Raw genomic sequence first — 20,577 nt, forward strand, 5'->3', positions numbered from 1 at the left:
TCATGGCGGCAGGATCGAGGAAACGAGCAATTGGGTGTAGGGCTCGCGCGGGTCGTCGAGCACCTGGTCGGTCAGGCCGGTCTCGATGACGCGGCCGCCCTTCATCACCATCACCCGGTGCGACAGCAGCCGCGCCACGGCGAGGTCATGCGTGACGACGATGGCGGCGAGGTTGAGTTCGCTGACGAGATTGCGCATGAGATCGAGCAGGCGGGCCTGCACGGAGACGTCGAGCCCGCCGGTCGGCTCGTCCATGAACACCAGGCGCGGCTCGGTGACAAGGTTGCGCGCGATCTGCAGGCGCTGCCGCATGCCGCCGGAATAGGTCTTCGGCGCATCGTCGATGCGGCCGATGTCGATCTCGACGCGATCGAGCCATGTCGTTGCGGTGTCGCGGATGCGGCCATAGTGATTCCAGCCGACCGCCATCAGCCGCTCGCCGACATTGGCGCCGGCCGAGACCGCCATGCGCAGTCCCTGCGCGGGATCCTGATGCACATAGCCCCAATCGGTGCGGAACAGGAAGCGCCGCTCGGCCTCGCCCAGCGAAGCAAGATCGCGCAGCACGCCGTCGCGCATGCGGTAGGACACCCGGCCCGCGCTCGGCGAGAGCTGCGCCGACAGCAGTTGCAGCAATGTCGACTTGCCCGAGCCGGATTCGCCGACGATCGCCAGCACCTCGCCGGGATAGAGCGAGAACGACACGTCGCGGCAGGCGGCGAGCCGGCCGTAGTTCTTCGACAGGCCGTCCGCGACCAGCAGCGGCTCGTCATCGTCGGGCGTGGTCACCGGCTTAGACATGCGCCCTCTCCTTGTGCGGCGCCGCGCTCTCGCGGCCGCGATGGCCGTCCGCCTGGCGCTGCTCGCAGTAATCAGTGTCGGAGCAAACGAACATCCGCCCGCCCTTGTCGTCGGTGACGATTTCGTCGAGATAGGAGTTCTCCGCGCCGCAGAGCGCGCAAGGAGCGTCGAAGCGGTACGGCTTGAAAGGATGGTCCTCGAAGTCGAGCGAAACCACCGTCGTATAGGGCGGGATCGCGTAGATGCGCTTCTCGCGGCCGGCGCCGAACAATTGCAGCGCCGCGCAATTATCCATCTTCGGATTGTCGAATTTTGGCGTCGGCGACGGATCCATCACATAGCGCGCGTTCACCTTCACCGGATAGGCATAGGACGTCGCGATATGGCCGAAGCGCGCGATGTCCTCGTAGAGTTTGACATGCATCAAGCCGTATTCGGCGAGCGCGTGCATGCGCCGCGTCTCGGTCTCGCGCGGCTCCAGAAAACGTAGTGGCTCGGGGATCGGCACCTGATAGACCAGCACCTGCCCTTCATGAAGCGTCGCTTCGGGGATGCGGTGACGGGTCTGGATCACCGTTGCTTCCGTCGTCGACGTCGTGGTCGCGACGCCTGCGGTCTTGCCGAAGAATTTGCGGATCGAGATCGCGTTCGTGGTGTCGTCGGAGCCCTGGTCGATCACCTTCAAGACGTCATCGGGACCGAGGATCGCGGCGGTGACCTGCACGCCGCCGGTGCCCCAGCCATAGGGCATCGGCATCTCGCGGCTTGCGAACGGCACCTGATAGCCGGGAATCGCGATAGCCTTCAGGATCGCGCGGCGGATCATCCGCTTGGTCTGTTCGTCGAGATAGGCGAAATTATAGGACGGCGCGTTCATTCGGCGGCCTCCTGCAGCGGCTCCGATGCGTTGGCCTCAGTGAATTCCTGGCGCAGCCTGCGCAGCAGGCCGAGCTCGGACTGGAAGTCGACATAATGCGGCAGCTTGAGATGCTCGACGAAGCCGGTCGCCTGCACGTTGTCGGAATGCGACATCACGAATTCCTCGTCCTGCGCCGGCGCCCCCACCTCCTCGCCGAGCTCGCGCGCACGAAGCGCGCGATCGACCAGCGCCATCGACATGGTCTTGCGCTCACTCTGGCCGAAGGCGAGGCCATAGCCACGGGTGAAGCACGGCGCCTCGGTCGCCGAGCCCTTGAACTGGTTGACCATCTGGCACTCGGTGAGTTCGATCGAGCCGAGCGGGACGGCAAAGCCCGCGTCCTCGGCGAAGAATTCGACATCGACCTCACCGAAGCGGATTTCGCCCGCGAAGGGATGGTTGCGGCCATAGCCGCGCTGGGTGGAATAGCCGAGCGCGAGCAGGAAACCCTCGTCGGCGCGGGCGAGATTCTGCAGGCGCAGGTCGCGGTCGGCCGGGAAGCTGAGCGGCTCGCGCGTGAGGTCGCCGACCGGCGCGTCCGCCTCTGCTTGCGGCGACGATTCAACCAGACCGTCGCGGCCGAGGATGTCGGTGACGCGTGGGGTCTCGGCCTGCGAGACCTCGCCTGCCGCGGGCACCTCCGGCACAAAACCCTCGGCAAGCTGCGGGTCGAGCAGGCGATGGGTATAGTCGAAAGTGGGGCCGAGGATCTGGCCGCCGGGAATATCCTTGAAGGTCGCGGAGATGCGGCGGCGGATCTGCATCCTGCCGGTATCGACCGGCTCGGTGGTGCCGAAGCGCGGCAGCGTGGCGCGGAAGGCGCGGACCAGGAAGATCGCCTCGATCAGGTCGCCGCGCGCCTGCTTGATCGCGAGCGCGGCGAGCTCGCGATCATAGAGCGAGCCTTCTGCCATGACGCGGTCGACGCCGAGTGCAAGCTGTTCGGAGATCTGCGCGAGCGTAAGCTCCGGCACCTCGCGGTCGCCGCGCCGTTCATGCGCGAGCAGGCGATGGGCGTTCTCGATGGCGCGTTCGCCGCCCTTGACTGCAACGTACATCGTCAGTCCTTCCCATGAACGAGCCGCGTGGTGCGCGGGATCGCGACAATCGAGGAGTCGTCGACCAGCACGACGTCGATGCCGCGCGGAAACAGTGTGGCGTTGACGGCGAGCCGATCGAACAGATCGCGCGGCTCGATGCTCGCGGTCAGCACGGTGACGCCGTCGATGCCGGGGCCGCGCAGCTCGTAGGCTGTGCCGCGCGAGAGGCTGTCGACCTGCAGGATCAGCGTGGTCGAGCGATCGGGATATTCGCCGCTGCCGAACGCGAAACGGTCGAGCGCGGGAAGATTTTTGGGATCGCCGATCAGCGCAAAGCCTGCCATCGCGGGATCGCCGACGATGGGCGCGCCGGTGTGGAACTTCAGCCATTTGGCGACGTCGGAGGTCGACATCGCGCCATCGAGCCAAATCGGCGTGTCGTGATCGAACAGCATCAGCGCGATCGCGGCCGTGCCGTGCATCACGCCGTCCGGGCTACCAGCCGATGCCGCGATTCGCTGGATCGTCCCCGGACGCGCCATCGCATTCATCACGGAACGGAAGGTCGCTTGCGCTGACAGGACCTTGTCGGCGAACCCACCCGGCAGTTCGGCAACCGTCGTCATGTCCATCAGCCCTCGCCGCGCACCATGGTGTAGAAATCAACCCGCGTCGCCGCCGTCTCCGCGGCCACCTGGCTCCGCTTCGCGATCATGGCCGTGCGCAGCGGCGCGATCACTTCCGCCTCGACCGCATCGGCAAACGCGTCCGATTGCGCCATGGCGTCGCACAGCGCGATCAGCCGCGCCTTCTCATGGTCGCGCCCGAGCGTGTAGCCGAAGCCGACCTGGCCGGTCGAAAGCAGCACCGCCGCCCGCGAGACCGTCGCCTCGCCGACATTGAAGGCCATGCCGTCGCCGCCGATCCGGCCACGCACCATCACGAGGCCGTTTTCCGGCTCGCGCAGGGTCTTGTGATCGGGCAGCGCCATCGCGCTGAGCCGGGCCGAAATGTCGGCGGCTTCCGACTGCGCGAGCACCGCCATCGCCGCCTTGCGCTGCGCCCGCCTGCCGCCTTGCTCGGTCTTCGTCATATCGCGGAACCTTGCCTGACTGAAGTTGTCTATGATAATAGACAACTTGATAGGCAAACGCCATGACTGTTTCATGACACAGGCATGATTTTCGACAGGACTGGGTTTCCGGAATGAGCGTGCAGGACACCGCCTCATCGGGCGTCGCGCTGTGGCGGCTGGTTGCCGATGGCATCGAGCGCGGCATCGCCGAGGGCCGCTTTGCCGCCGGCGAGAAGCTGCCGGGCGAGATGGAGATCGCGGAGATCTACCGCGTGAACCGGCACACGGTGCGACGGGCCTTGGCGGCGCTCGCCGAGCGCGGCCTGGTGCGCGCCGAGCGCGGCAGCGGCACCTATGTCGAAGTGCAGAAAATCGCCTATCCGCTGCGCTCACGCACGCGATTCTCGGAGATCGTCGGCGCGGGCGGGCGCGAGCCGCGCGGGCAGTTCATCGATGCGTCGGAGGAAGCCGCGAGCCGCGAATTGGCGCGGGAGCTCGGACTGAAGGCTGGCGCGCCGCTGGTCCGGATCGAGTCGGTACGATCAGCCGACCGTGCGCCGATCTGCGTCTCCACCTCCTGGCTTTCGGCCGAGCGCTTTCCGGGCGCCGGAGAGGTCTTCGCCACCGTCCGCTCGATGACGAAGCTGCTCGAACATTATGGCGTCCGCGATTATCGTCGCGCCTCGACCCGGATCACCGCCGGGATCGTCGACGCCACCGACGCCGCGCGGCTCGACCTCGCACTCGGACGCCCGATCCTGGTGGTCGACTCCACCGACGTCGATCCCGACGGCAGACCGCTGGTGACGAAGCGCTCGCGCTTCGCCGCCGAGCGCGTGGAGTTCCTGGTGGAGAACGGGTGATCCGTTTGTCGTCTTGTAGGGTGGGCAAAGGCGCGCAAGCGCCGTGCCCACCATCTCCCGCTCCGCTCGGAATGGTGGGCACGCTTCGCTTTGCCCACCCTCATATGGGGCTTTGTGAGTCAAGGCTCTTGAACCGGTGCGGGTTGGGTTTTTGCAGTGAGAGGGCGGCGCGCGGAGCCATGCGTAGCGCAGCGCGACGACCGGGCCCCGGGCGAGGATTGGCTTCCGAAGATTTCTGCAGCTCACTGCATCACCTCATATCCGGTCGGATCGGCTGATCCGTACCCACATTCCGCATGCTTGCGGCGAGGAAGCCAAGAGGATGAGACCCATCTACAAAGCGGCCTGGTTGGGCCCCTGGGTGGCACGGTCATCATCCATCCTGTACGGGGCGCGCGGCGCGGAGCCGCCTCGCCCTGGTGGCGTGGTCCGGTGCTAGGCCTTCATCACGGCCTGCTCCGGAACAAGGCCGGTGGTGAGATAGCGCCACAGCGCCACGATCAGCTTGCGCGCCAGCGCGACGATGGCGATGCGCTTGGCGCGCTTGCCGGCGTTTTCGGTGCGGGTGCGGAACCAGCGGCTGAGCGCGCTGTCCGGCTGATGGCGCAGCCAGAGCCAGGCCAGTTCGATCGTCTTGTGGCGGGCGCGCCGGTTGCCGGCCTTGCTGATCCCCTGCTCGCGATCGATGCTGCCGCTTTGCCAGGGACTGGGCGCCAATCCGCAATAGCTGGCGACCTCGCGCCGGTTGCGGAAGTCCTTGTAGAACACCTCGTTCACCAGCGTCGCGGCAAACGCCGGGCCGAGCGCCTTGAGCTGCTGCAACTGATCCCGTCGCTTCGCCATCGGCGCCGGCGCCGCGGCGGCTTCCGCCGCGACTTCTGCCGCGACTTCTGTAGCGACTTGGGCCTGCTCCAGCGCCTTGAGCTGGTCGCGCACCAGCATCAGCCGGGCATGCTCGCGCTTCACTTCGGCCAGAAGCTGCGGCGGCAGCGGCTGCCCTTGCCAGTCCCGCTGCTGCTCCAGCCAGGCGAGCCAGGTCCGTCGTCGCAAGGTGCCGGCCGCCATGCCCAACAGGCGCAGCAGCGCCTTGATCCGGTTGGTGTGCCCCGTCTGCTCCTTCACCAGTCGTTCGCGTTCGCGGCTGGCGCGCCGGGCGTCCTCCTCGGCCACGCTCGGCACCCGGACGATCCGCACCACCCGCGGCTCGCCTCGCAAATGAGCCATCAAGGTGCGCAGCAGAAGCTCGCCATCGATCCGGTCTGTCTTCGCCCGCCGCGCCCGTTGCTCCACCGCGATGCTCGCCGGGTCGAAGATGAAGTTGGTGATCCCAGCCGCCGCGAGCAGCCGGTGCAGCCAGAAGCCGTCATAGCCAGCCTCGTAGCAGCTCACCACCCGCGGCGCCGCTCCAAGCTTCGCAGTCGCCCGGGCCTTGACCTGCTCGATCAGCGCCAGCAGCCCGGCGTGATCGCCGCCTTCCAGCTTGTGGCGCGATATCCGGTCCCGATCCGGACTGTGCAGCGTCACCAGCCACGTCTTCTGACTCAGTTCGATCGCAACGAAAATCGTGCCACAATGCCCGGCGGTGGGCGTGTTCTTGGTCAATGCTTGCATCAGACTCTCCGATGGTTCGAGTGTGGAAACCCAAACCTACCGGAAAGGGCGCGCTCACCGCCCCATGGAATCTACGAATCTACGAATCGCGATTGGCCTCACGCCACCGCGCGCCGGCCGATGATGGCGAAGCGGAGTTTCGTCGAGATCCAGTCGATCACGGCGACCGCGATCAGGATCATTAGAATCAAGAACGACACCTTCTGCCATTCCAGCACGCGGATCTGTTCGGCGAGCTGCAGACCGATGCCGCCGGCGCCAACGATGCCGATGATAGTGGCCGAACGCGTGTTCGATTCGATGTAATAGAGCACCTGCCCCGCGATCACGGGCAGCACCTGCGGCATCAGGCCGAACAGGCCGGGGCGGCGGCTGCGGCGGCCCAATCGGGGTCCAGCTCATGTCGTGCACGGGCCAACTCCAGGCAGCGGATTTCGGCGAATCAAACCATAGATATAGCAAAGGAAGTGTGATGCAGGTTTCAGAGGGGAGTCGGGGGGTAGACCACGCTCTCCGTCATTCCGGGGCGTCCGAAGGACGAGCCCGGAATCCATTTTTCCACCAGCGCATGCGGTCCAATGGATTCCGGGCTCGCGCCAAGAGGCGCGCCCCGGAATGACGAGCGTAGTTTGTGGCGGCAGTCACCTCGCGCCGCCCTTCGCGGGGGAGTGCCGTAGGGTGGGCAAAGCGGAGCGTGCCCACCATCACGAGCGGAACGCCAGATGGTGGGCACGGCGCTACGCGCCTTTGCCCACCCTACGGATTCTGATCGTATTCGCGGAGAGAGCCCTCTCCCCGCGAAGAGCGGAGCAAGGGAGAAGGTCGGCTACGCGGTCTTGTCGAACAGTTCGCGGCCGATCAGCATGCGGCGGATTTCGCTGGTGCCGGCGCCGATCTCATAGAGTTTCGCGTCGCGCAGCAGGCGACCGGTCGGATAGTCGTTGATATAGCCGTTGCCGCCGAGGAGCTGAATGGCATCGAGCGCGCATTGCGTCGCCTTCTCGGCGGCGTAGAGGATTGCGCCGGCGGCGTCCTCGCGCGTGGTCTCGCCGCGGTCGCAAGCTTTCGCCACCGCATAGACATAGGCGCGCGAGGCGTTCATCGTGGTGTAGATGTCGGCGACCTTGCCCTGCACGAGCTGGAAGGTGCCGATCGGCTGGCCGAACTGCTTGCGCTCGTGCACGTAGGGCATCACCACGTCCATGCAGGCCTGCATGATGCCGATCGGCCCCGCGGCCAGCACCGCGCGCTCATAGTCGAGGCCACTCATCAGCACGTTCACGCCACGGCCGACCTCGGCGAGCACGTTCTCCTCCGGCACCTCGCAATCCTCGAACACGAGTTCACAGGTGTCGGAGCCGCGCATGCCGAGCTTGTCAAGCTTCTGCGCGGTGGAGAATCCCTTCATGCCCTTCTCGATGATGAAGGCGGTGATGCCGCGCGGCCCGCCGCTCGGATCGGTCTTGGCATAGACCACCAATGTATCGGCGATCGGGCCGTTGGTGATCCACATCTTGTTGCCGTTGAGCACGAAGCGGTCGCCCTTCTTCTCCGCGCGGGTCTTCATCGAGACCACGTCGCTTCCGGCGCCAGGCTCGGACATCGCGAGCGAGCCGACATGCTCGCCGGAGATCAGCTTGGGCAGATACTTCCGCTTCTGCGCCTCGTTGCCGTTGCGGCGGATCTGGTTGACGCAAAGGTTGGAATGGGCGCCATAGGACAGGCCGACCGAGGCGGACGCCCGCGAGATCTCCTCCACCGCGATGCAGTGTTCGAGATAGCCGAGGCCGCTGCCGCCATATTCCTCCTCGACCGTGATGCCGTGCAACCCGAGCGCGCCGATCTTCGGCCAGAGGTCACGCGGAAACTGGTTGGTGCGGTCGATCTCGGCCGCGCGGGGGGCAACCTCGTTGCTCGCAAAATCGAACACGGTCTCGCGGATCGCATCCGCGGTCTCGCCCAGGTCGAAATTGAACATCCGTTGCGCGTTGGGAATCATGGCGGGCGGCCTCCGGGAGAATGACTTGTTGCCCTAGGCTTATTCGCTGCCGGACCGGTTGTCACGGGGCTCCATCTTGGACCCCTTCCCCCTGAAAGGGGGAAGGCTGGGATGGGGGTCAAGCCACGGGCGCAGGTGCCCGTGGAGAGAGATGATCCCCACCCGGTTTGCGCTTTCAGCGCAAACCGACCTCCCCTTTTCAAGGGGAGGTGAGAAGCGGGGGGAGGTAGAATCCGATGCGGCCAAATGTGCCAAACTCGCCCTTGCCCTGCGCGGCGCGGCGGGTTGTAATTCCCATAAAATGCGCCCGACGGAACAACCGGACCGGGACGATCCAGGGAGATACGCCATGCACGGGACGATCGATCGCCTCAATGAGACCCAGGAGGCCGCCCGGGAGCGGGCCCATTCGATCCCGCTGGATCAATTCGACCCCGGCGATCCCGAACTGTTCCGGACCGATTCGTTCTGGCCCTATTTCGACCGGCTGCGCCGGGAGGAGCCGGTGCACTACTGCCGGGACAGCCTGTTCGGGCCCTATTGGTCGGTGACCAAATATAACGACATCATGGAGATCGAGACCAACCATTCGGTGTTCTCCTCGGCCGCCTCGCTGGGCGGCATCACCATTCGCGACATCGCCCCCGACCTGCGCCGCGAGAGCTTCATCGCAATGGACCAGCCGCGGCACTCGGCGCAACGCCGGACCGTGGCGCCGATGTTCACGCCGACCCATCTCGACGACCTCGCGATCAACATCCGCAAGCGCTCGACCGAATGCCTCGACAATCTGCCGCGCGGCGACGTGTTCGACTGGGTCGACAAGGTCTCGATCGAATTGACCACGCAGATGCTGGCCGTGCTGTTCGATTTCCCCTGGGAGGACCGGCGCAAGCTGACGCGCTGGTCCGACGTCGCCACCACCCTTCCGGGCGTCGGCGGGCTGGTCGCGACCGAGGACGAGCGGCAGGCCGAGCTTTTGGAATGCGCCAGCTATTTCTCGCGGCTGGGGAAGGAGCGGATCGAGCAGCCGCCGAAGAGCGACCTGCTCTCGATGATGGCGCACAGCCCTGCGACCCGCGACATGGACCCGAAGAACTTCCTCGGCAATCTGATCCTGCTGATCGTCGGCGGCAACGACACCACGCGCAATACGCTCTCCGGCAGCATCTATGCGCTGAACCGGAATCCGGACCAGTATCACAAGCTGAAGCAGAACCCCGACCTGATCGACAGTTTCGTGCCGGAGGTGATCCGCTGGCAGACTCCGCTGGCGCATATGCGCCGCACGGCGCTTGCCGACATCGAGTTCCGTGGGCGTCAGATCAAGAAGGGTGACAAGGTCGTGATGTGGTACGTCTCCGGCAATCGCGACGAAGAAGTGATCGAGCGTCCCTATGAGTTCATCATTGACCGCGCCCGTCCCCGCACTCACATTTCGTTTGGCTTCGGCATTCATCGCTGCGTCGGCCTCAGACTTGCCGAATTGCAGTTGAAGATCATCTGGGAAGAGATCCTGAAGCGCTTCGACACGATCGAGGTGGTGGAGGAGCCGAAGCGTGTGTATTCGAGCTTCATCAAGGGATATGAGACGCTGCCGGTTCGCATCGCGGCCTAGCGCTTTTGGGAGATGGCAATGAACGTCCAGACTTCAGTCAGGGCCGACAAGAACGAGCTGATGCGCGTAGCGCGCGAGGAAGCCTATTCGACGCCGCTGAAGGATTTCCATCCGGGCGCGCCGAGGCTGTTCCAGAACGACACGTGGCAGCCATGGTTCGAGCGGCTGCGCAAGGAAGAGCCGGTGCATTACTGCACCAACGCGCCGATCGAGCCCTATTGGTCGGTCACCAAATACAACGACATCATGCGTGTCGACACCAACCACGGCATCTTCTCCTCCGATGCGAGCCTGGGCGGCATCGGCATCCGCGACCAGCCGCCCGGCTATGACTGGCCGAGTTTCATCGCGATGGACCAGCCGAAGCATTCTGCACAGCGCAAGACGGTGTCGCCGATGTTTACGCCGACGCATCTGGATGAACTCGCGAAGCTGATCCGCGAGCGGTCGCAAAAGGTGCTGGATAGCCTGCCGCGCAATGAAACCTTCAACTTCGTCGACCGCGTTTCGATCGAATTGACCACGCAGATGCTGGCGACCCTGTTCGACTTCCCCTGGGAAGAGCGGCGCAAGCTGACGCGCTGGTCCGACGTCGCCACCGCGCTGCCCAAGAGCGGCATCGTGGAATCGCCGGAGCAGCGGCGACAGGAGATGGACGAATGCTACGCCTATTTCGCCAATCTCTGGAACGAGCGCGTCAACGCGCCGCCGCGCAACGATCTGTTGTCGATGATGGCGCATAGCGACGCGACGCGGTACATGGACCGCGACAACCTCATGGGCAACCTCATCCTGCTCATCGTCGGCGGCAACGACACCACGCGCAACACCATGACCGGCTCGGTGCTGGCGCTGAACGAGAACCCCGAGCAGTACAGGAAGCTCAAGGAAAACCCTGAATTGATCGACTCGATGGTGCCGGAAGTGATCCGCTGGCAGACGCCGCTCGCCCATATGCGGCGCACGGCGCTGGTCGACACCGAGATCGGCGGCAAGACGATCAGGAAGGGCGACCGCGTCGTGATGTGGTACGTCTCCGGCAACCGCGACGAGGAAGTAATCGACCGTCCCAACGAGTTCATCATCGACCGGCCGCGGCCGCGCACGCATCTGTCGTTCGGCTTCGGCATCCACCGCTGCGTCGGCATGCGGCTCGCTGAGCTGCAACTCAGGATCGTGTGGGAGGAGATGCTGAAACGCTTCGACCGCATCGAGGTGGTCGGCGAGCCCCGGCGGATCTATTCGAGCTTCATCAAGGGGTATGAGACGTTGCCCGTGCGGATTCCGGGGTGACAGGGACACCGTCGTCCCGGGCTTGACCCGGGACCCATAACCACAAGCATCTGTAACGTGCTCCGCTGCAATCGCTTGCTCGCGCCACAAGGCCTCCCTGTGGTTATGGGTCCCTGCTTTCGCACTAGGGCATGCACGGATGTCTGAGGCTCCATCCGACTGCGGCGGCATGGAAGTATTCCAGGCCGTTTTTGAAGGTGATCGGGCCTGGTGGCTTGGATGATCGATAGCCATCCCAGCCGCCGAGACGACCGATGATCCAGGCGGCCCAGGCGAGGCTGTGGGATGGATGCGGGTTTCTCAGCCGTTTGCTCCTGGTTTCGAGCTGCTGATTGAGGGCAGTAAGCGCGGCGACCTCGCTGGCGTTGAAGGCAATGTGGACCGACTGTGGGCTGCCGTTGCGCGCTTGCAGGAGTTGGATGGTGATGACGGCGGCCTTGGCTGCGATGGCGACCAGTTTGAGCAGCCGGTTGGCGGTGCCGATTTGGCTGTCTTCGAGCCGGAAGCCTTGCGTCTTGAGGACGCGGAAGAACTGCTCGATGATCCAGCGCTGTTTGTACCATTCGACAATGCGCCAAGCGTCTTCTGTATTGGCGATCTGATGCGAGGTGAGAAGCCGCCAATGCAGCGGCTCGACCCCGGCTCCGGCGTTGACCTCGCGCACGTCAACCACGGCCAGCGGCAAGCTTTTCGGTAAATGGCGCAGGAACTTGGTCTGCGGTCGAGCGAGCTCGGTTGCGCCAAAACGGAGTTCGAGGTGAGCCGAACGTGCAGGCCGCTGTGGGCGTGCAGGCAGCTCGATGGTGCGCCGATCCACCACCGTCATGGCGTCGCTGGCCGCATACAAGCCGTCGCCGGAGGCCAGCTTGCGATCATGCATGCTGCGGGCGATCACGTGGTAGTGCTGCTCGGCCGCACTGGCATAAAGGGCGAAGATGTCGCTCTCGCGGTCGCCGAGCACGGTCACCATCGCGGCGCCGGCGAGCAATGGCTTGGCCGCAAGCGCAGTGGATATCCAGCGCTGCGATTCCTTGTCCGACAATTCGCGCGAGTCATGCGAGACGGTGCGGCGACCCTCGCGCGTCCACACTTCGCCGCTCACAAGTCCAAGGCAGGCGCCGTTGTCCGCATCGACCGCCAGCAGCGGATGCAGCAGCACGCCATGGTGATTGCCCTTGCCGATCTCCCCGAGCCCACGCCGATGGTGTGGCGTGGTGTTGAAGTGGATCTCGCTGGTGTCCTGGATCGCCAACACATGGCGGCCCGCGACCGCCGCAACCGTGCCTTCGCTCCAGCTCTCGATAATGCGCTCCGTCGTCACCTTGGCGTGGCCGAGAAAGCGGTTGAACCGCACCTCCAGCGCGCGGTCGCCCTTGGCAAGCCGCCGCAGGCAAACATCCTTGCCCGCAACCATGCGTTCGACGAGCGCCGCCCCCCTTTATCGAGACGACGATCCCCGAACCGGCCCAACGTCCAGTCAATCCGTGGCAACATGGCGGCACCTCCGTCAAATCGAAGTGCCGCAATAGAGATCACACAGATTCCCGATTCTGGAATCCCTCACACCCGCCCCGAGTCAATCCGTCGCACCAGATACGTGCATGCCCTAGTGCTTTCGCGGGGACGACAGAAGGAGGGACGGCACGCTCCAACTCTATCCCCTCACCCTGAGGAGGTCGCGCAGCGACCGTCTCGAAGGGCGAGGCCACCGGCGGGGCCTCATGGTTCTCCCGGCGATGCGCAGCATCTTCCGGAGACGCGCTGCGCGCTCCTCACCATGAGGGGCGACAGCGCCGCTATAAAAACCCGGCATGACAGCCTGCACCAGATGCGAAGGGAAGACCGCGCGAGCTTACCTTAAGTCTTCCGCTGCTGGCGCGCACCGCAACGGCGTTACGTCAGTTTGATGTCCCAGAGGCCTTCCTTGCGGCAGGCGACGACCTCCTCGCGCAACAGCGTGGTGACGGCGGTGGTCGCGATCGAGGCCGGACGATCGATCGGAGAGGCAATGACGAGGTCGCGCGACAGCGGCTTTGAGATCGCCGCGGTTTCCAGCCGGCCGTCGGCGACTTCGCTGCGCACCGAGGAGGGCGGCAGCAGCGCAAAGCCGAGGCCCTCCTCGACCAGGCTGGTGAGCACGCGGAAGGAATCCGCCTCGAGCTGGACGTCGAGCTTGATCTTCTTGAGCGCCGCAGCGTGCTCGATCAGGGCACGGAGCCCATGCGAATGACTTGGCAGCACCAGGCGTTGGCGGAGCAGCCAGCCGATCTCGACCTGCTTCTTGCGCGACAGGCCGCAGCCGCGAGGGCCGACGGCGACGATCTGGTCGCGGCCGAGCGGCTGCGCTGCAAGATGCAGGTCCGCGGTGCGGCCGTAGATGATCGAAAGATCCATCTCGCCGCGGTGCAGCCATTCGATCAAATGGCCGCTATAGCTCTCGACGATCCGCAGCGAGATGCCGGGGAAATTTTCCACGCAGCGGCGGGCGAAACGCGCCGAGAGCACGCAGCTTACCGTCGGCACCAGGCCGAGCACCACGCGGCCCGACGGCGGGCCCTGCGCGGACTGGATGTCGTCGCGGATCTGGTCGACCTGGCGGACGATGCCCGAGGTGCGCGCGAGCAGCAGGCGACCGGCATCGGTCAGCACCATGCCGCGGCCGTTCCGCGTGAACAGCTCAGTGCGCAGCTCATGCTCGAGCAGCTTGATCTGCCGGCTCAGCGCCGGCTGAGCTATGCGCAGCGTGTCGGAGGCCTTGCTCAGGCTCCCGAGTTCCGCGACGCAGGTAAACGTCCTAAGCTGGCGGAAATCCATGCTTGCCAATCTTGGAATGCTACTTCATACGCTATAACAAAACAGCATAGGGAGTTTACGCTGGCGCCACAACGGTCCGCCGCCTTTCAACCCACCCTCCCGCAACGAACGCGCCGGTGATTTCCGATGACCGCACCAGAACAACATGACGACCACTCCGACATCCGCGACGCGGTGGCAAAACTCTGCGCGCAGTTTCCGGGCGAATACTGGCGCAAGCTCGATCGGCAGATGGCGTATCCGAAGGAATTCGTCGATGCGTTGACCGAGGCCGGCTACCTCTCGGTGCTGATCCCCGAGGAATATGGCGGCGCGGGGCTGAAGCTCTCCGCGGCGGCGGCGATCCTGGAGGAAATCCAGCGTGCGGGGTGCAATGGCGGCGGCTGCCACGCGCAGATGTACACGATGGGCACGCTGCTGCGGCACGGCAGCGCAGCGCAGAAGGCAAAATATCTGCCGAAGGTGGCGAGCGGCGAATTGCGGCTGCAGGCTTTTGGCGTGACCGAGCCAACCAGCGGCACTGATACGTCCTCGCTGAAAACCTTCGCGCGCCGCGACGGCGACAGCTACGTCGTCAACGGCCAGAAGATCTGGACCAGCCGCGCCGAGCATTCCGACCTGATGATCCTGCTGGCGCGCACCACGCCGAAGGAGCAGGCGAAGAAGCGCACCGATGGGCTGTCGGTGTTCATCGTCGACATGCGTGAGGTCAAGGGCAAGGGGCTGGAGATCCGCCCGATCAGGACCATGATGAACCACGCGACGACCGAGGTGTTCTTCACGGACATGCGGGTACCGGCGGAGAATCTGATCGGCGACGAGGGCAAGGGCTTCCGCTACATCCTCTCCGGCATGAATGCCGAGCGCATCCTGATCGCGGCCGAATGCATCGGCGACGCCAAATGGTTCATTGCGAAAGCAACCAATTACGCCAAGGAGCGCGTCGTGTTCGGCCACCCGATCGGCCAGAACCAGGGCATCCAGTTCCCGATCGCGAAAGCCTATGCGGCGATGCGCGCGGCCGAATTGATGGTGAAGGAAGCCACGCGCAAATACGAGGCCGGGCTCGATTGCGGCGCGGAAGCCAACATGGCGAAGATGCTGGCGGCGGATGCGTCCTGGGAGGCGGCAAATGCCTGCGTGCAGACCCATGGTGGGTTCGGTTTTGCGGAGGAATACGACGTCGAGCGCAAGTTCCGCGAGACCCGACTCTACCAGGTGGCGCCGATCTCGACCAATCTGATCCTGTCCTTCGTCGCCGAGCATGTGCTCGGCATGCCCCGCTCGTACTGAGGTGAGACGCATGCTGCCGCTCGAGGGACTGACCGTGATCGCCGTCGAACAGGCGGTCGCAGCCCCATTCTGCTCATCGCGCCTGGCCGATGCAGGCGCGCATGTCATCAAGATCGAACGCCCTGAGGGCGATTTCGCCCGCGGCTATGACGCCGCCGCCAAGGGCCAGAGCAGCTATTTCGTCTGGCTCAACCGTGGCAAGGATTCGGTCGTGGTCGATCTCGCGACCAAGGAAGGCCGCGCCTCGCTGGAGGAACTGATCGCGGGCGCCGACGTGCTGCTGCAGAATTTGAAGCCCGGCTCGATGGACAAGCTCGGCTTCTCGCTCGCGCGGCTGCGCAAGGACTATCCAAAGCTGATCTGCTGCACCATCACGGGCTATGGCGACGAAGGGCCGTATGCCAATCGCAAGGCCTATGATCTCCTGATCCAGGCCGAGAGCGGGCTCGCCTCGATCACCGGCGGGCCGGAGGGCGCCTCGCGCGTCGGCATGTCGATCGTCGATGTTGCGACCGGCGCGACCGCACATGCGGCGATCCTGGAAGCGCTGATCGCGCGGGGACGCACGGGCGTGGGCGCCGACATCCGCATCTCGATGTTCGACGTGATGGCGGACTGGCTGACGGTGCCGCTGCTCAATGCCGAGGACGGCAAGCCGCCGAAGCGGATGGGCCTCGCCCATCCCTCGATCGCGCCCTACGGCGTGTTCCGCTCCAGGGACGGCAAGGAGATTTTGATCTCGATCCAGAGCGAGCGGGAATGGAAGAAGCTGTGCGCCGAGGTGCTGGGACAGCCGGATCTGCCCAACGACCCGCGTTTCGCCAACATGGTCGAGCGCGTACGCAACCGCGCGCTGACCGATAAGACCGTCGGCGACGCCTTCGCGAAGCTGACACGCGACGGGCTGTTGCAGAAGCTCGCCGATGCCGACATCGCCTTCGCCGAGGTCAACACCATGGACGATCTCGCCCATCATCCGCATCTGCGCCGGATCGAGGTCGATACGCCGAACGGCCGCGTCGCCTATCCGGCGCCGGCTGCGATCTTCGTCGGCGAGCCGCGCCACTATGGCGCGGTGCCGGCGATCGGCGAACAGACCAGCGCCGCAAAATCCCCTCCTGCCCGGGCCAAATCGTCATGAGCGAACAACTCGACCTCGAGCATCTGCGGCAATGGATCGGCCGCACAAGTGAAGCCTCCGACATCGTCACCGCGCAGCTCGTGAAGGGCCTGCGCGCGACGCTGTTCCAGGAGATCGGCGAGCCGAAGCCAGGTGATGCCGCGCCGTTCACGGTGCATTGGTGCCTGGCGCAGCCGGTGTTTCCGATGTCGCAGCTCGGCCCCGACGGCCACCCGACCCGCGGCGGCTTCCTGCCGCCGGTGCCGCTGCCGCGCCGGATGTGGGCCGGCGGCGAGCTCGAATTCCTCGACACCCTGCGCGTCGGCGACGAGCCGAAGCGCACTTCGCGCATCTCCGACGTGAGCTTGAAGAGCGGCTCGACCGGCACGCTGTGCTTCGTCTCCGTTCAGCACGAAGTGACGACGCCGCGCGGGCTCGCGATCCGCGAACGGCAGGACATCGTCTATCGCGAGATGACGAGCACGCCATCGGCCGTATCAGCAAAGGCGCCGCCCCCGCCACCGGTCGCAAAGCACCGCGAGAGCCACATGGCCGATCCGGTGCTGCTGTTCCGCTATTCGGCGCTGACTTTCAACGGCCATCGCATCCATTACGATCGCGACTACGTCACCAAGGTCGAGGGCTATCCCGGCCTGATCTTCCACGGGCCGCTGCAGGCCGCGTTCATCGTTGAGCTGGCGGCAAAGCTTCATGGCGGAAAGCCGCCGAGGAAGTTCAGCTACCGCGGCGTGCAGCCGTTGTTCGAAGGCAGCGAGTTCTCGGTCAATGCCAATGAGAATGGCGAAGGCCTCGATCTGTGGACCGCGAATTCGGAAGGACAGCCGACGATGAAGGGTACGGCGACGTGGTAGTGTCGCACTAAGCCGTCATTGCGAGGAGCGTAGCGACGAAGCAATCCATATCTTTCCACGTGGTCGGAATGGATTGCTTCGCTTCGCTCGCAATGACGGAGCAAAATAATAAAACTGGGGAGAATCGCCTGATGTCGTCCCGCAAGCCAGCCACCACCAACAGCAAAGCCGTCACGGTCAAGGACGCGACGTTCGGCCTGCTGCGCGCTTTCGGCATCAAGAAGGTGTTCGGCAATCCGGGCTCGACCGAATTGCCGTTCCTGAGCGACTGGCCCGACGACATCGACTACGTGCTGGGGCTGCAGGAAGCCTCCGTCGTCGGCATGGCGGACGGCTATGCCCAGGCGACGCGGAACGCCGGCTTCGTCAATCTGCATTCGGCGGCCGGCGTCGGACACGCGCTCGGCAATGTCTTCAACGCCTACCGCAACCAGACGCCGCTGGTGATCACCGCAGGCCAGCAGGCGCGCTCGATCCTGCCGCTGCAGCCATTCCTCTATGCCGAACGTGCCACCGAATTCCCGCAGCCTTATGTGAAATGGGCCGTCGAGCCGGCGCGGCCCGAGGACGTGCCGGGCGCGATCGCGCGCGCCTATTACATCGCGATGCAGCCGCCCTGCGGGCCGACCTTCGTCTCGGTGCCGGTCGACGATTGGAACCGGCCGACCCAGCCGATCGAGGCGCGCGAGATCAGCCGCGAGGTCGGGCCCGATCCGGCAGCGATAAAGGCGCTGGTCGCGGCGCTCGCCGAGAGCAAGCACCCTGCCCTCGTGGTCGGCCCCGCCGTCGACCGCGCGCAGGCCGTCGATCTCATGGTCAAGGTCGCGGAGAAAGCCAAGGCCCTGGTGTGGGCGAGCCCATTCTCGGCGCGCTGCTCGTTCCCCGAACGGCATCCGCAATTCGCCGGCTTCCTGCACGCTTCCCCCGGGCAGTTGTCCGAGGCACTGCGTGGGCACGACCTCGTGGTCGTGATCGGGCGCGCCGGTGTTCACCTTCCATGTCGAGGGCCACGCCGCGATCTTCGATGGCGCGGCCACGCTGTTTCAGATCACCGACGATGCAGGCGCTGCGTCGTTCACGCCGGTCGGCAACAGCATCATCGGCACGATGAAACCGTCGCTTGCGATGCTGCTCGAACTGTTGCCCGAGACCAGGCGCGCCGTGCCGACTGGCCGCACATTGCCGCCCTTGCCGGCGGCTGGCGATCCAATCCCCGTCGAGTTCCTGATGCACTCACTCTCGGCCGCAATGGGCCCGCACGACGTGCTGGTGGAAGAGGTGCCCTCGCATCGCCCGGCGATGCAAAAATTCATGCCGATGCGCGGACAGGACAGCTTCTACACCATGGCGAGCGGCGGTCTCGGCTACAGCCTGCCGGCCGCGGTCGGCATGGCGCTCGGCCGCAGCGGTTGTCGCATCGTCTGCCTGATCGGCGACGGCTCGGCGATGTATTCGATCCAGGCGCTATGGACCGCGGCGCAGCGCAAGCTGCCGCTGACGGTGGTGGTGCTCAACAACGCAGGCTACGGCGCGATGCGCTCGTTCAGCCAGGTCATGCAGGTGCGCAACGTGCCAGGGCTCGAATTGCCCGATATCGATTTCGTCAAGATCGCCGAAGGCATGGGCTGCCACGCGGTACGCGTGACGAAGGCCGCGGAGCTTCCGGCCGCGCTGAAGCGTGGCCTCACGCATGAGGGCACCAGCCTGATCGAGGTGGTCGTGGATTCGTCGGTGCCGCTGCTCTACGCACAAAAGAGCTAACGTTTCTTAGCACTCGGGGGCGGTCGCGGAACTCAGCTTCGTGTGCTCTCACTAATCAGTTTGAGGTCGATCCTGTCGATCAGATCAGAACGGAGCAGCTCCGCCGCGCCTATATCGGCCAACGTCTGTTGCAATGTACTGACATTCGATCCGAGCGATACGATTCCGCCCAGCACCAGGGCTATCGATCCAATGGCGGCGACTTGATTGGGCCCGAACAGGCCGAGCATCATAACGATCAGCAATGCAATACCGCCTGCGATTGCAGCCTTCGAAAATAAAATGATTTTCCTGCATCGCTCGGCAACTTCGGCTAGTTGCTCGAGCCGAGCTTCGAGCATTGAAATCTCGTCGATGGGCTCGTCTTCGATCATCGAACTCAAGATCCAAATCCGGAGATCACGAATCTATCAGATTTTTGCAGAGCAGACGATCTCCCGAGCGAACTCCGTTGCTTCATTGAAATCGAAGGCCGCACGCGGCTGAGCGCCTATGGCGCCGCGCAGGCAAGGGAACTTGTCAGAAATGAAGAGAAACAGCAATCCGGAACTGTTGAACCCGGATCGCGTTAGTCTTTCCCGCCGACTGCATTTTGTCTCAGATACCCACAACCATTCATGGAGGCGACGATGCGAGCGATCATTGCGTTTGCCTGTCTTTCAATCCTCGCAAAGCCAGCACTCGCCCAACAGCCCGACATCCAGACCCTTGCCGTCGGCCCTTGGACGATAGCGACAACATATAAAGCCGATAAGTTCGAGAACTGCACCATGACGCGATCCAGCGATGGTCTAGGCATCATGTTCATACGCAACCAGGAAGGCCTTCTGCTATCGCTCGATTCGCCCAAATGGAGGCTTGAACGGGGTAAAGCTTACTCCGTTCGCCTGTCTGCGGGTTCGCGCTCGGTCGACGCGAAGGCCCTGGCGGAATCGAAATCAGTGACGATCGCGCTAGCCGACGCGCCGTTCAACGAACGATTGCGAATCGCCAACGTTCTCGAAGTTCGAGGCGAAGGGATGACTCTCCGTCTGCCGCTGGATGGAAGCGCGGCAGCGCTTGAACGTCTTGATGTATGTTTCGACAAGAATCTTCGACAGAGTCCGGAATCGAACCCGTTCGTTGCACCCGCCAGAAGGCCTTGAGCCACGCTGGGTTAGTTGGCTTATCTCGCTCTATCGACGCTGCGGACAGACGTATCCCGCGACCAGATGCGGTCGCGCACTAATCGGACAATCTGTCACGCGAGAAGGCGACCCCAGCTTTCCCGGGGTCGCTCTCAAGATGAGTTCGGGCGACTATCGCTGATGACCGAGGCCTATCCCGAGCTGAGAGGCCTTTGCACGAAGCGCGCTTACGGTTCGCTTCAGCTCCCTCGAAATTTTCCCGACCGGAGTGCGTGCCTTTGAATGCTTCTTCAAAGTCCGGAGATCCGTTGCGGTCCATTCGCGACGAACTGACCTCTTTTTGCTCTTCTTCAATTTCCAAGCTCCTGCTG

The 20,577-nt window shown here is 64.4% G+C and carries 17 protein-coding genes and 2 pseudogenes; 8 read left to right on the plus strand and 11 right to left on the minus strand.

Going from position 1 to position 20,577, the window contains the following annotated elements; genetic code table 11:
* Genes phnK through phnG form a run of 5 tightly spaced genes read right to left on the minus strand, consistent with a single transcriptional unit; the run spans position 1 to position 3,853 of the window.
* Entirely contained in the window at positions 1-801 is an 801-nt protein-coding gene (gene phnK / locus ACVJGD_RS18485; RefSeq protein WP_456635688.1) for a phosphonate C-P lyase system protein PhnK, read from the minus strand.
* Entirely contained in the window at positions 794-1,678 is an 885-nt protein-coding gene (locus tag ACVJGD_RS18490; protein WP_456635689.1) for an alpha-D-ribose 1-methylphosphonate 5-phosphate C-P-lyase PhnJ, read from the minus strand. The genes phnK and ACVJGD_RS18490 overlap by 8 nt, the downstream gene beginning before the upstream one ends.
* The gene (locus tag ACVJGD_RS18495) at positions 1,675-2,778 is read right to left on the minus strand and encodes a carbon-phosphorus lyase complex subunit PhnI (RefSeq protein ID WP_456635690.1); all 1,104 of its coding nucleotides are present in this window, start codon (positions 2,776-2,778) and stop codon (positions 1,675-1,677) included. The genes ACVJGD_RS18490 and ACVJGD_RS18495 overlap by 4 nt, the downstream gene beginning before the upstream one ends.
* Positions 2,779-2,780: 2 nt before the next feature.
* Positions 2,781-3,386, minus strand: a complete 606-nt coding sequence (gene phnH, locus ACVJGD_RS18500) for a phosphonate C-P lyase system protein PhnH (RefSeq protein ID WP_456640288.1) — start codon at positions 3,384-3,386, stop codon at positions 2,781-2,783.
* A gap of 5 nt (positions 3,387-3,391) precedes the next feature.
* A complete protein-coding gene (gene phnG / locus ACVJGD_RS18505; protein ID WP_456635691.1) occupies positions 3,392-3,853 on the minus strand; it encodes a phosphonate C-P lyase system protein PhnG in 462 nt (153 codons plus the stop codon).
* Between the two features lie 113 nt (positions 3,854-3,966).
* On the opposite strand from phnG, the gene phnF reads away from it, so the two are divergent.
* Entirely contained in the window at positions 3,967-4,698 is a 732-nt protein-coding gene (gene phnF, locus ACVJGD_RS18510; protein WP_456635692.1) for a phosphonate metabolism transcriptional regulator PhnF, read from the plus strand.
* A 435-nt stretch (positions 4,699-5,133) separates the two neighbouring features.
* On the opposite strand, the gene ACVJGD_RS18515 is transcribed toward phnF, so the two are convergent.
* The 3 genes and pseudogenes from ACVJGD_RS18515 to ACVJGD_RS18525 all read right to left on the minus strand — a co-directional run bounded on the left by ACVJGD_RS18515 (position 5,134) and on the right by ACVJGD_RS18525 (position 8,308).
* On the minus strand, positions 5,134-6,309 hold the full coding sequence (locus ACVJGD_RS18515; RefSeq protein WP_456632918.1) for an IS110 family RNA-guided transposase: 1,176 nt from the start codon (positions 6,307-6,309) through the stop codon (positions 5,134-5,136).
* 98 nt (positions 6,310-6,407) lie between these two features.
* Positions 6,408-6,665: pseudogene (locus ACVJGD_RS18520) on the minus strand (phosphonate ABC transporter, permease protein PhnE); the annotation flags it as partial.
* 470 nt (positions 6,666-7,135) lie between these two features.
* Positions 7,136-8,308 carry an isovaleryl-CoA dehydrogenase gene (locus ACVJGD_RS18525; RefSeq protein WP_456635693.1) on the minus strand — a complete coding sequence of 391 codons (1,173 nt, stop codon included), beginning with the start codon at positions 8,306-8,308 and terminating at the stop codon, positions 7,136-7,138.
* 349 nt (positions 8,309-8,657) lie between these two features.
* Between ACVJGD_RS18525 and ACVJGD_RS18530 the strand changes: the two genes are divergently transcribed.
* Both ACVJGD_RS18530 and ACVJGD_RS18535 read left to right on the plus strand, forming a co-directional pair.
* Entirely contained in the window at positions 8,658-9,926 is a 1,269-nt protein-coding gene (locus ACVJGD_RS18530; RefSeq protein ID WP_456635694.1) for a cytochrome P450, read from the plus strand.
* A gap of 18 nt (positions 9,927-9,944) precedes the next feature.
* The gene (locus ACVJGD_RS18535; protein ID WP_456635695.1) at positions 9,945-11,219 is read left to right on the plus strand and encodes a cytochrome P450; all 1,275 of its coding nucleotides are present in this window, start codon (positions 9,945-9,947) and stop codon (positions 11,217-11,219) included.
* Between the two features lie 124 nt (positions 11,220-11,343).
* Here ACVJGD_RS18535 and ACVJGD_RS18540 read toward each other — a convergent pair whose 3' ends face one another.
* Positions 11,344-12,633 (minus strand): IS4 family transposase, encoded by a 1,290-nt coding sequence (locus tag ACVJGD_RS18540; protein ID WP_456635696.1) that lies wholly within the window; start codon positions 12,631-12,633, stop codon positions 11,344-11,346.
* Positions 12,634-13,112: 479 nt separating this feature from the next.
* Entirely contained in the window at positions 13,113-14,033 is a 921-nt protein-coding gene (locus ACVJGD_RS18545) for a LysR substrate-binding domain-containing protein (protein ID WP_456635697.1), read from the minus strand.
* Positions 14,034-14,159: 126 nt separating this feature from the next.
* Between ACVJGD_RS18545 and ACVJGD_RS18550 the strand changes: the two genes are divergently transcribed.
* The 4 genes and pseudogenes from ACVJGD_RS18550 (at position 14,160) to mdlC (ending at position 19,079) form a co-directional block, all read left to right on the plus strand.
* Positions 14,160-15,326, plus strand: coding sequence for an acyl-CoA dehydrogenase family protein (locus ACVJGD_RS18550; protein ID WP_456635698.1), 1,167 nt, complete (start codon positions 14,160-14,162; stop codon positions 15,324-15,326).
* A 10-nt stretch (positions 15,327-15,336) separates the two neighbouring features.
* Positions 15,337-16,467 (plus strand): CaiB/BaiF CoA transferase family protein, encoded by a 1,131-nt coding sequence (locus tag ACVJGD_RS18555; RefSeq protein WP_456635699.1) that lies wholly within the window; start codon positions 15,337-15,339, stop codon positions 16,465-16,467.
* On the plus strand, positions 16,464-17,318 hold the full coding sequence (locus ACVJGD_RS18560; RefSeq protein ID WP_456635700.1) for an FAS1-like dehydratase domain-containing protein: 855 nt from the start codon (positions 16,464-16,466) through the stop codon (positions 17,316-17,318). Before ACVJGD_RS18555 ends, ACVJGD_RS18560 begins: the two co-directional genes overlap by 4 nt.
* A gap of 131 nt (positions 17,319-17,449) precedes the next feature.
* Positions 17,450-19,079 (plus strand): annotated as a pseudogene (gene mdlC / locus ACVJGD_RS18565) (benzoylformate decarboxylase).
* A 32-nt stretch (positions 19,080-19,111) separates the two neighbouring features.
* Here the strand turns inward: mdlC and ACVJGD_RS18570 are convergent.
* Complete coding sequence (locus ACVJGD_RS18570; protein ID WP_456635701.1) at positions 19,112-19,453, minus strand: hypothetical protein; 342 nt, start codon at positions 19,451-19,453, stop codon at positions 19,112-19,114.
* 255 nt (positions 19,454-19,708) lie between these two features.
* Here ACVJGD_RS18570 and ACVJGD_RS18575 point away from each other — a divergent pair, with 255 nt between their 5' ends.
* Positions 19,709-20,224: a hypothetical protein gene (locus ACVJGD_RS18575; RefSeq protein ID WP_456635702.1), complete on the plus strand. Its 516-nt coding sequence runs from the start codon at positions 19,709-19,711 to the stop codon at positions 20,222-20,224.
* The last annotated feature ends 353 nt before the right edge of the window (positions 20,225-20,577 follow it).

This window comes from Bradyrhizobium sp. USDA 10063 (assembly GCF_054063735.1).

What these genes read in the sequence shown, in the direction of transcription:
- phnK (WP_456635688.1), bottom strand. Translation starts at nt 801, where the DNA reads ATGTCTAAGCCGGTGACCACGCCCGACGATGACGAGCCGCTGCTGGTC.
- ACVJGD_RS18490 (WP_456635689.1), bottom strand. Translation starts at nt 1,678, where the DNA reads ATGAACGCGCCGTCCTATAATTTCGCCTATCTCGACGAACAGACCAAG.
- ACVJGD_RS18495 (WP_456635690.1), bottom strand. Translation starts at nt 2,778, where the DNA reads ATGTACGTTGCAGTCAAGGGCGGCGAACGCGCCATCGAGAACGCCCAT.
- phnH (WP_456640288.1), bottom strand. Translation starts at nt 3,386, where the DNA reads ATGACGACGGTTGCCGAACTGCCGGGTGGGTTCGCCGACAAGGTCCTG.
- phnG (WP_456635691.1), bottom strand. Translation starts at nt 3,853, where the DNA reads ATGACGAAGACCGAGCAAGGCGGCAGGCGGGCGCAGCGCAAGGCGGCG.
- phnF (WP_456635692.1), top strand. Translation starts at nt 3,967, where the DNA reads ATGAGCGTGCAGGACACCGCCTCATCGGGCGTCGCGCTGTGGCGGCTG.
- ACVJGD_RS18515 (WP_456632918.1), bottom strand. Translation starts at nt 6,309, where the DNA reads ATGCAAGCATTGACCAAGAACACGCCCACCGCCGGGCATTGTGGCACG.
- ACVJGD_RS18525 (WP_456635693.1), bottom strand. Translation starts at nt 8,308, where the DNA reads ATGATTCCCAACGCGCAACGGATGTTCAATTTCGACCTGGGCGAGACC.
- ACVJGD_RS18530 (WP_456635694.1), top strand. Translation starts at nt 8,658, where the DNA reads ATGCACGGGACGATCGATCGCCTCAATGAGACCCAGGAGGCCGCCCGG.
- ACVJGD_RS18535 (WP_456635695.1), top strand. Translation starts at nt 9,945, where the DNA reads ATGAACGTCCAGACTTCAGTCAGGGCCGACAAGAACGAGCTGATGCGC.
- ACVJGD_RS18540 (WP_456635696.1), bottom strand. Translation starts at nt 12,633, where the DNA reads ATGGTTGCGGGCAAGGATGTTTGCCTGCGGCGGCTTGCCAAGGGCGAC.
- ACVJGD_RS18545 (WP_456635697.1), bottom strand. Translation starts at nt 14,033, where the DNA reads ATGGATTTCCGCCAGCTTAGGACGTTTACCTGCGTCGCGGAACTCGGG.
- ACVJGD_RS18550 (WP_456635698.1), top strand. Translation starts at nt 14,160, where the DNA reads ATGACCGCACCAGAACAACATGACGACCACTCCGACATCCGCGACGCG.
- ACVJGD_RS18555 (WP_456635699.1), top strand. Translation starts at nt 15,337, where the DNA reads ATGCTGCCGCTCGAGGGACTGACCGTGATCGCCGTCGAACAGGCGGTC.
- ACVJGD_RS18560 (WP_456635700.1), top strand. Translation starts at nt 16,464, where the DNA reads ATGAGCGAACAACTCGACCTCGAGCATCTGCGGCAATGGATCGGCCGC.
- ACVJGD_RS18570 (WP_456635701.1), bottom strand. Translation starts at nt 19,453, where the DNA reads ATGATCGAAGACGAGCCCATCGACGAGATTTCAATGCTCGAAGCTCGG.
- ACVJGD_RS18575 (WP_456635702.1), top strand. Translation starts at nt 19,709, where the DNA reads ATGCGAGCGATCATTGCGTTTGCCTGTCTTTCAATCCTCGCAAAGCCA.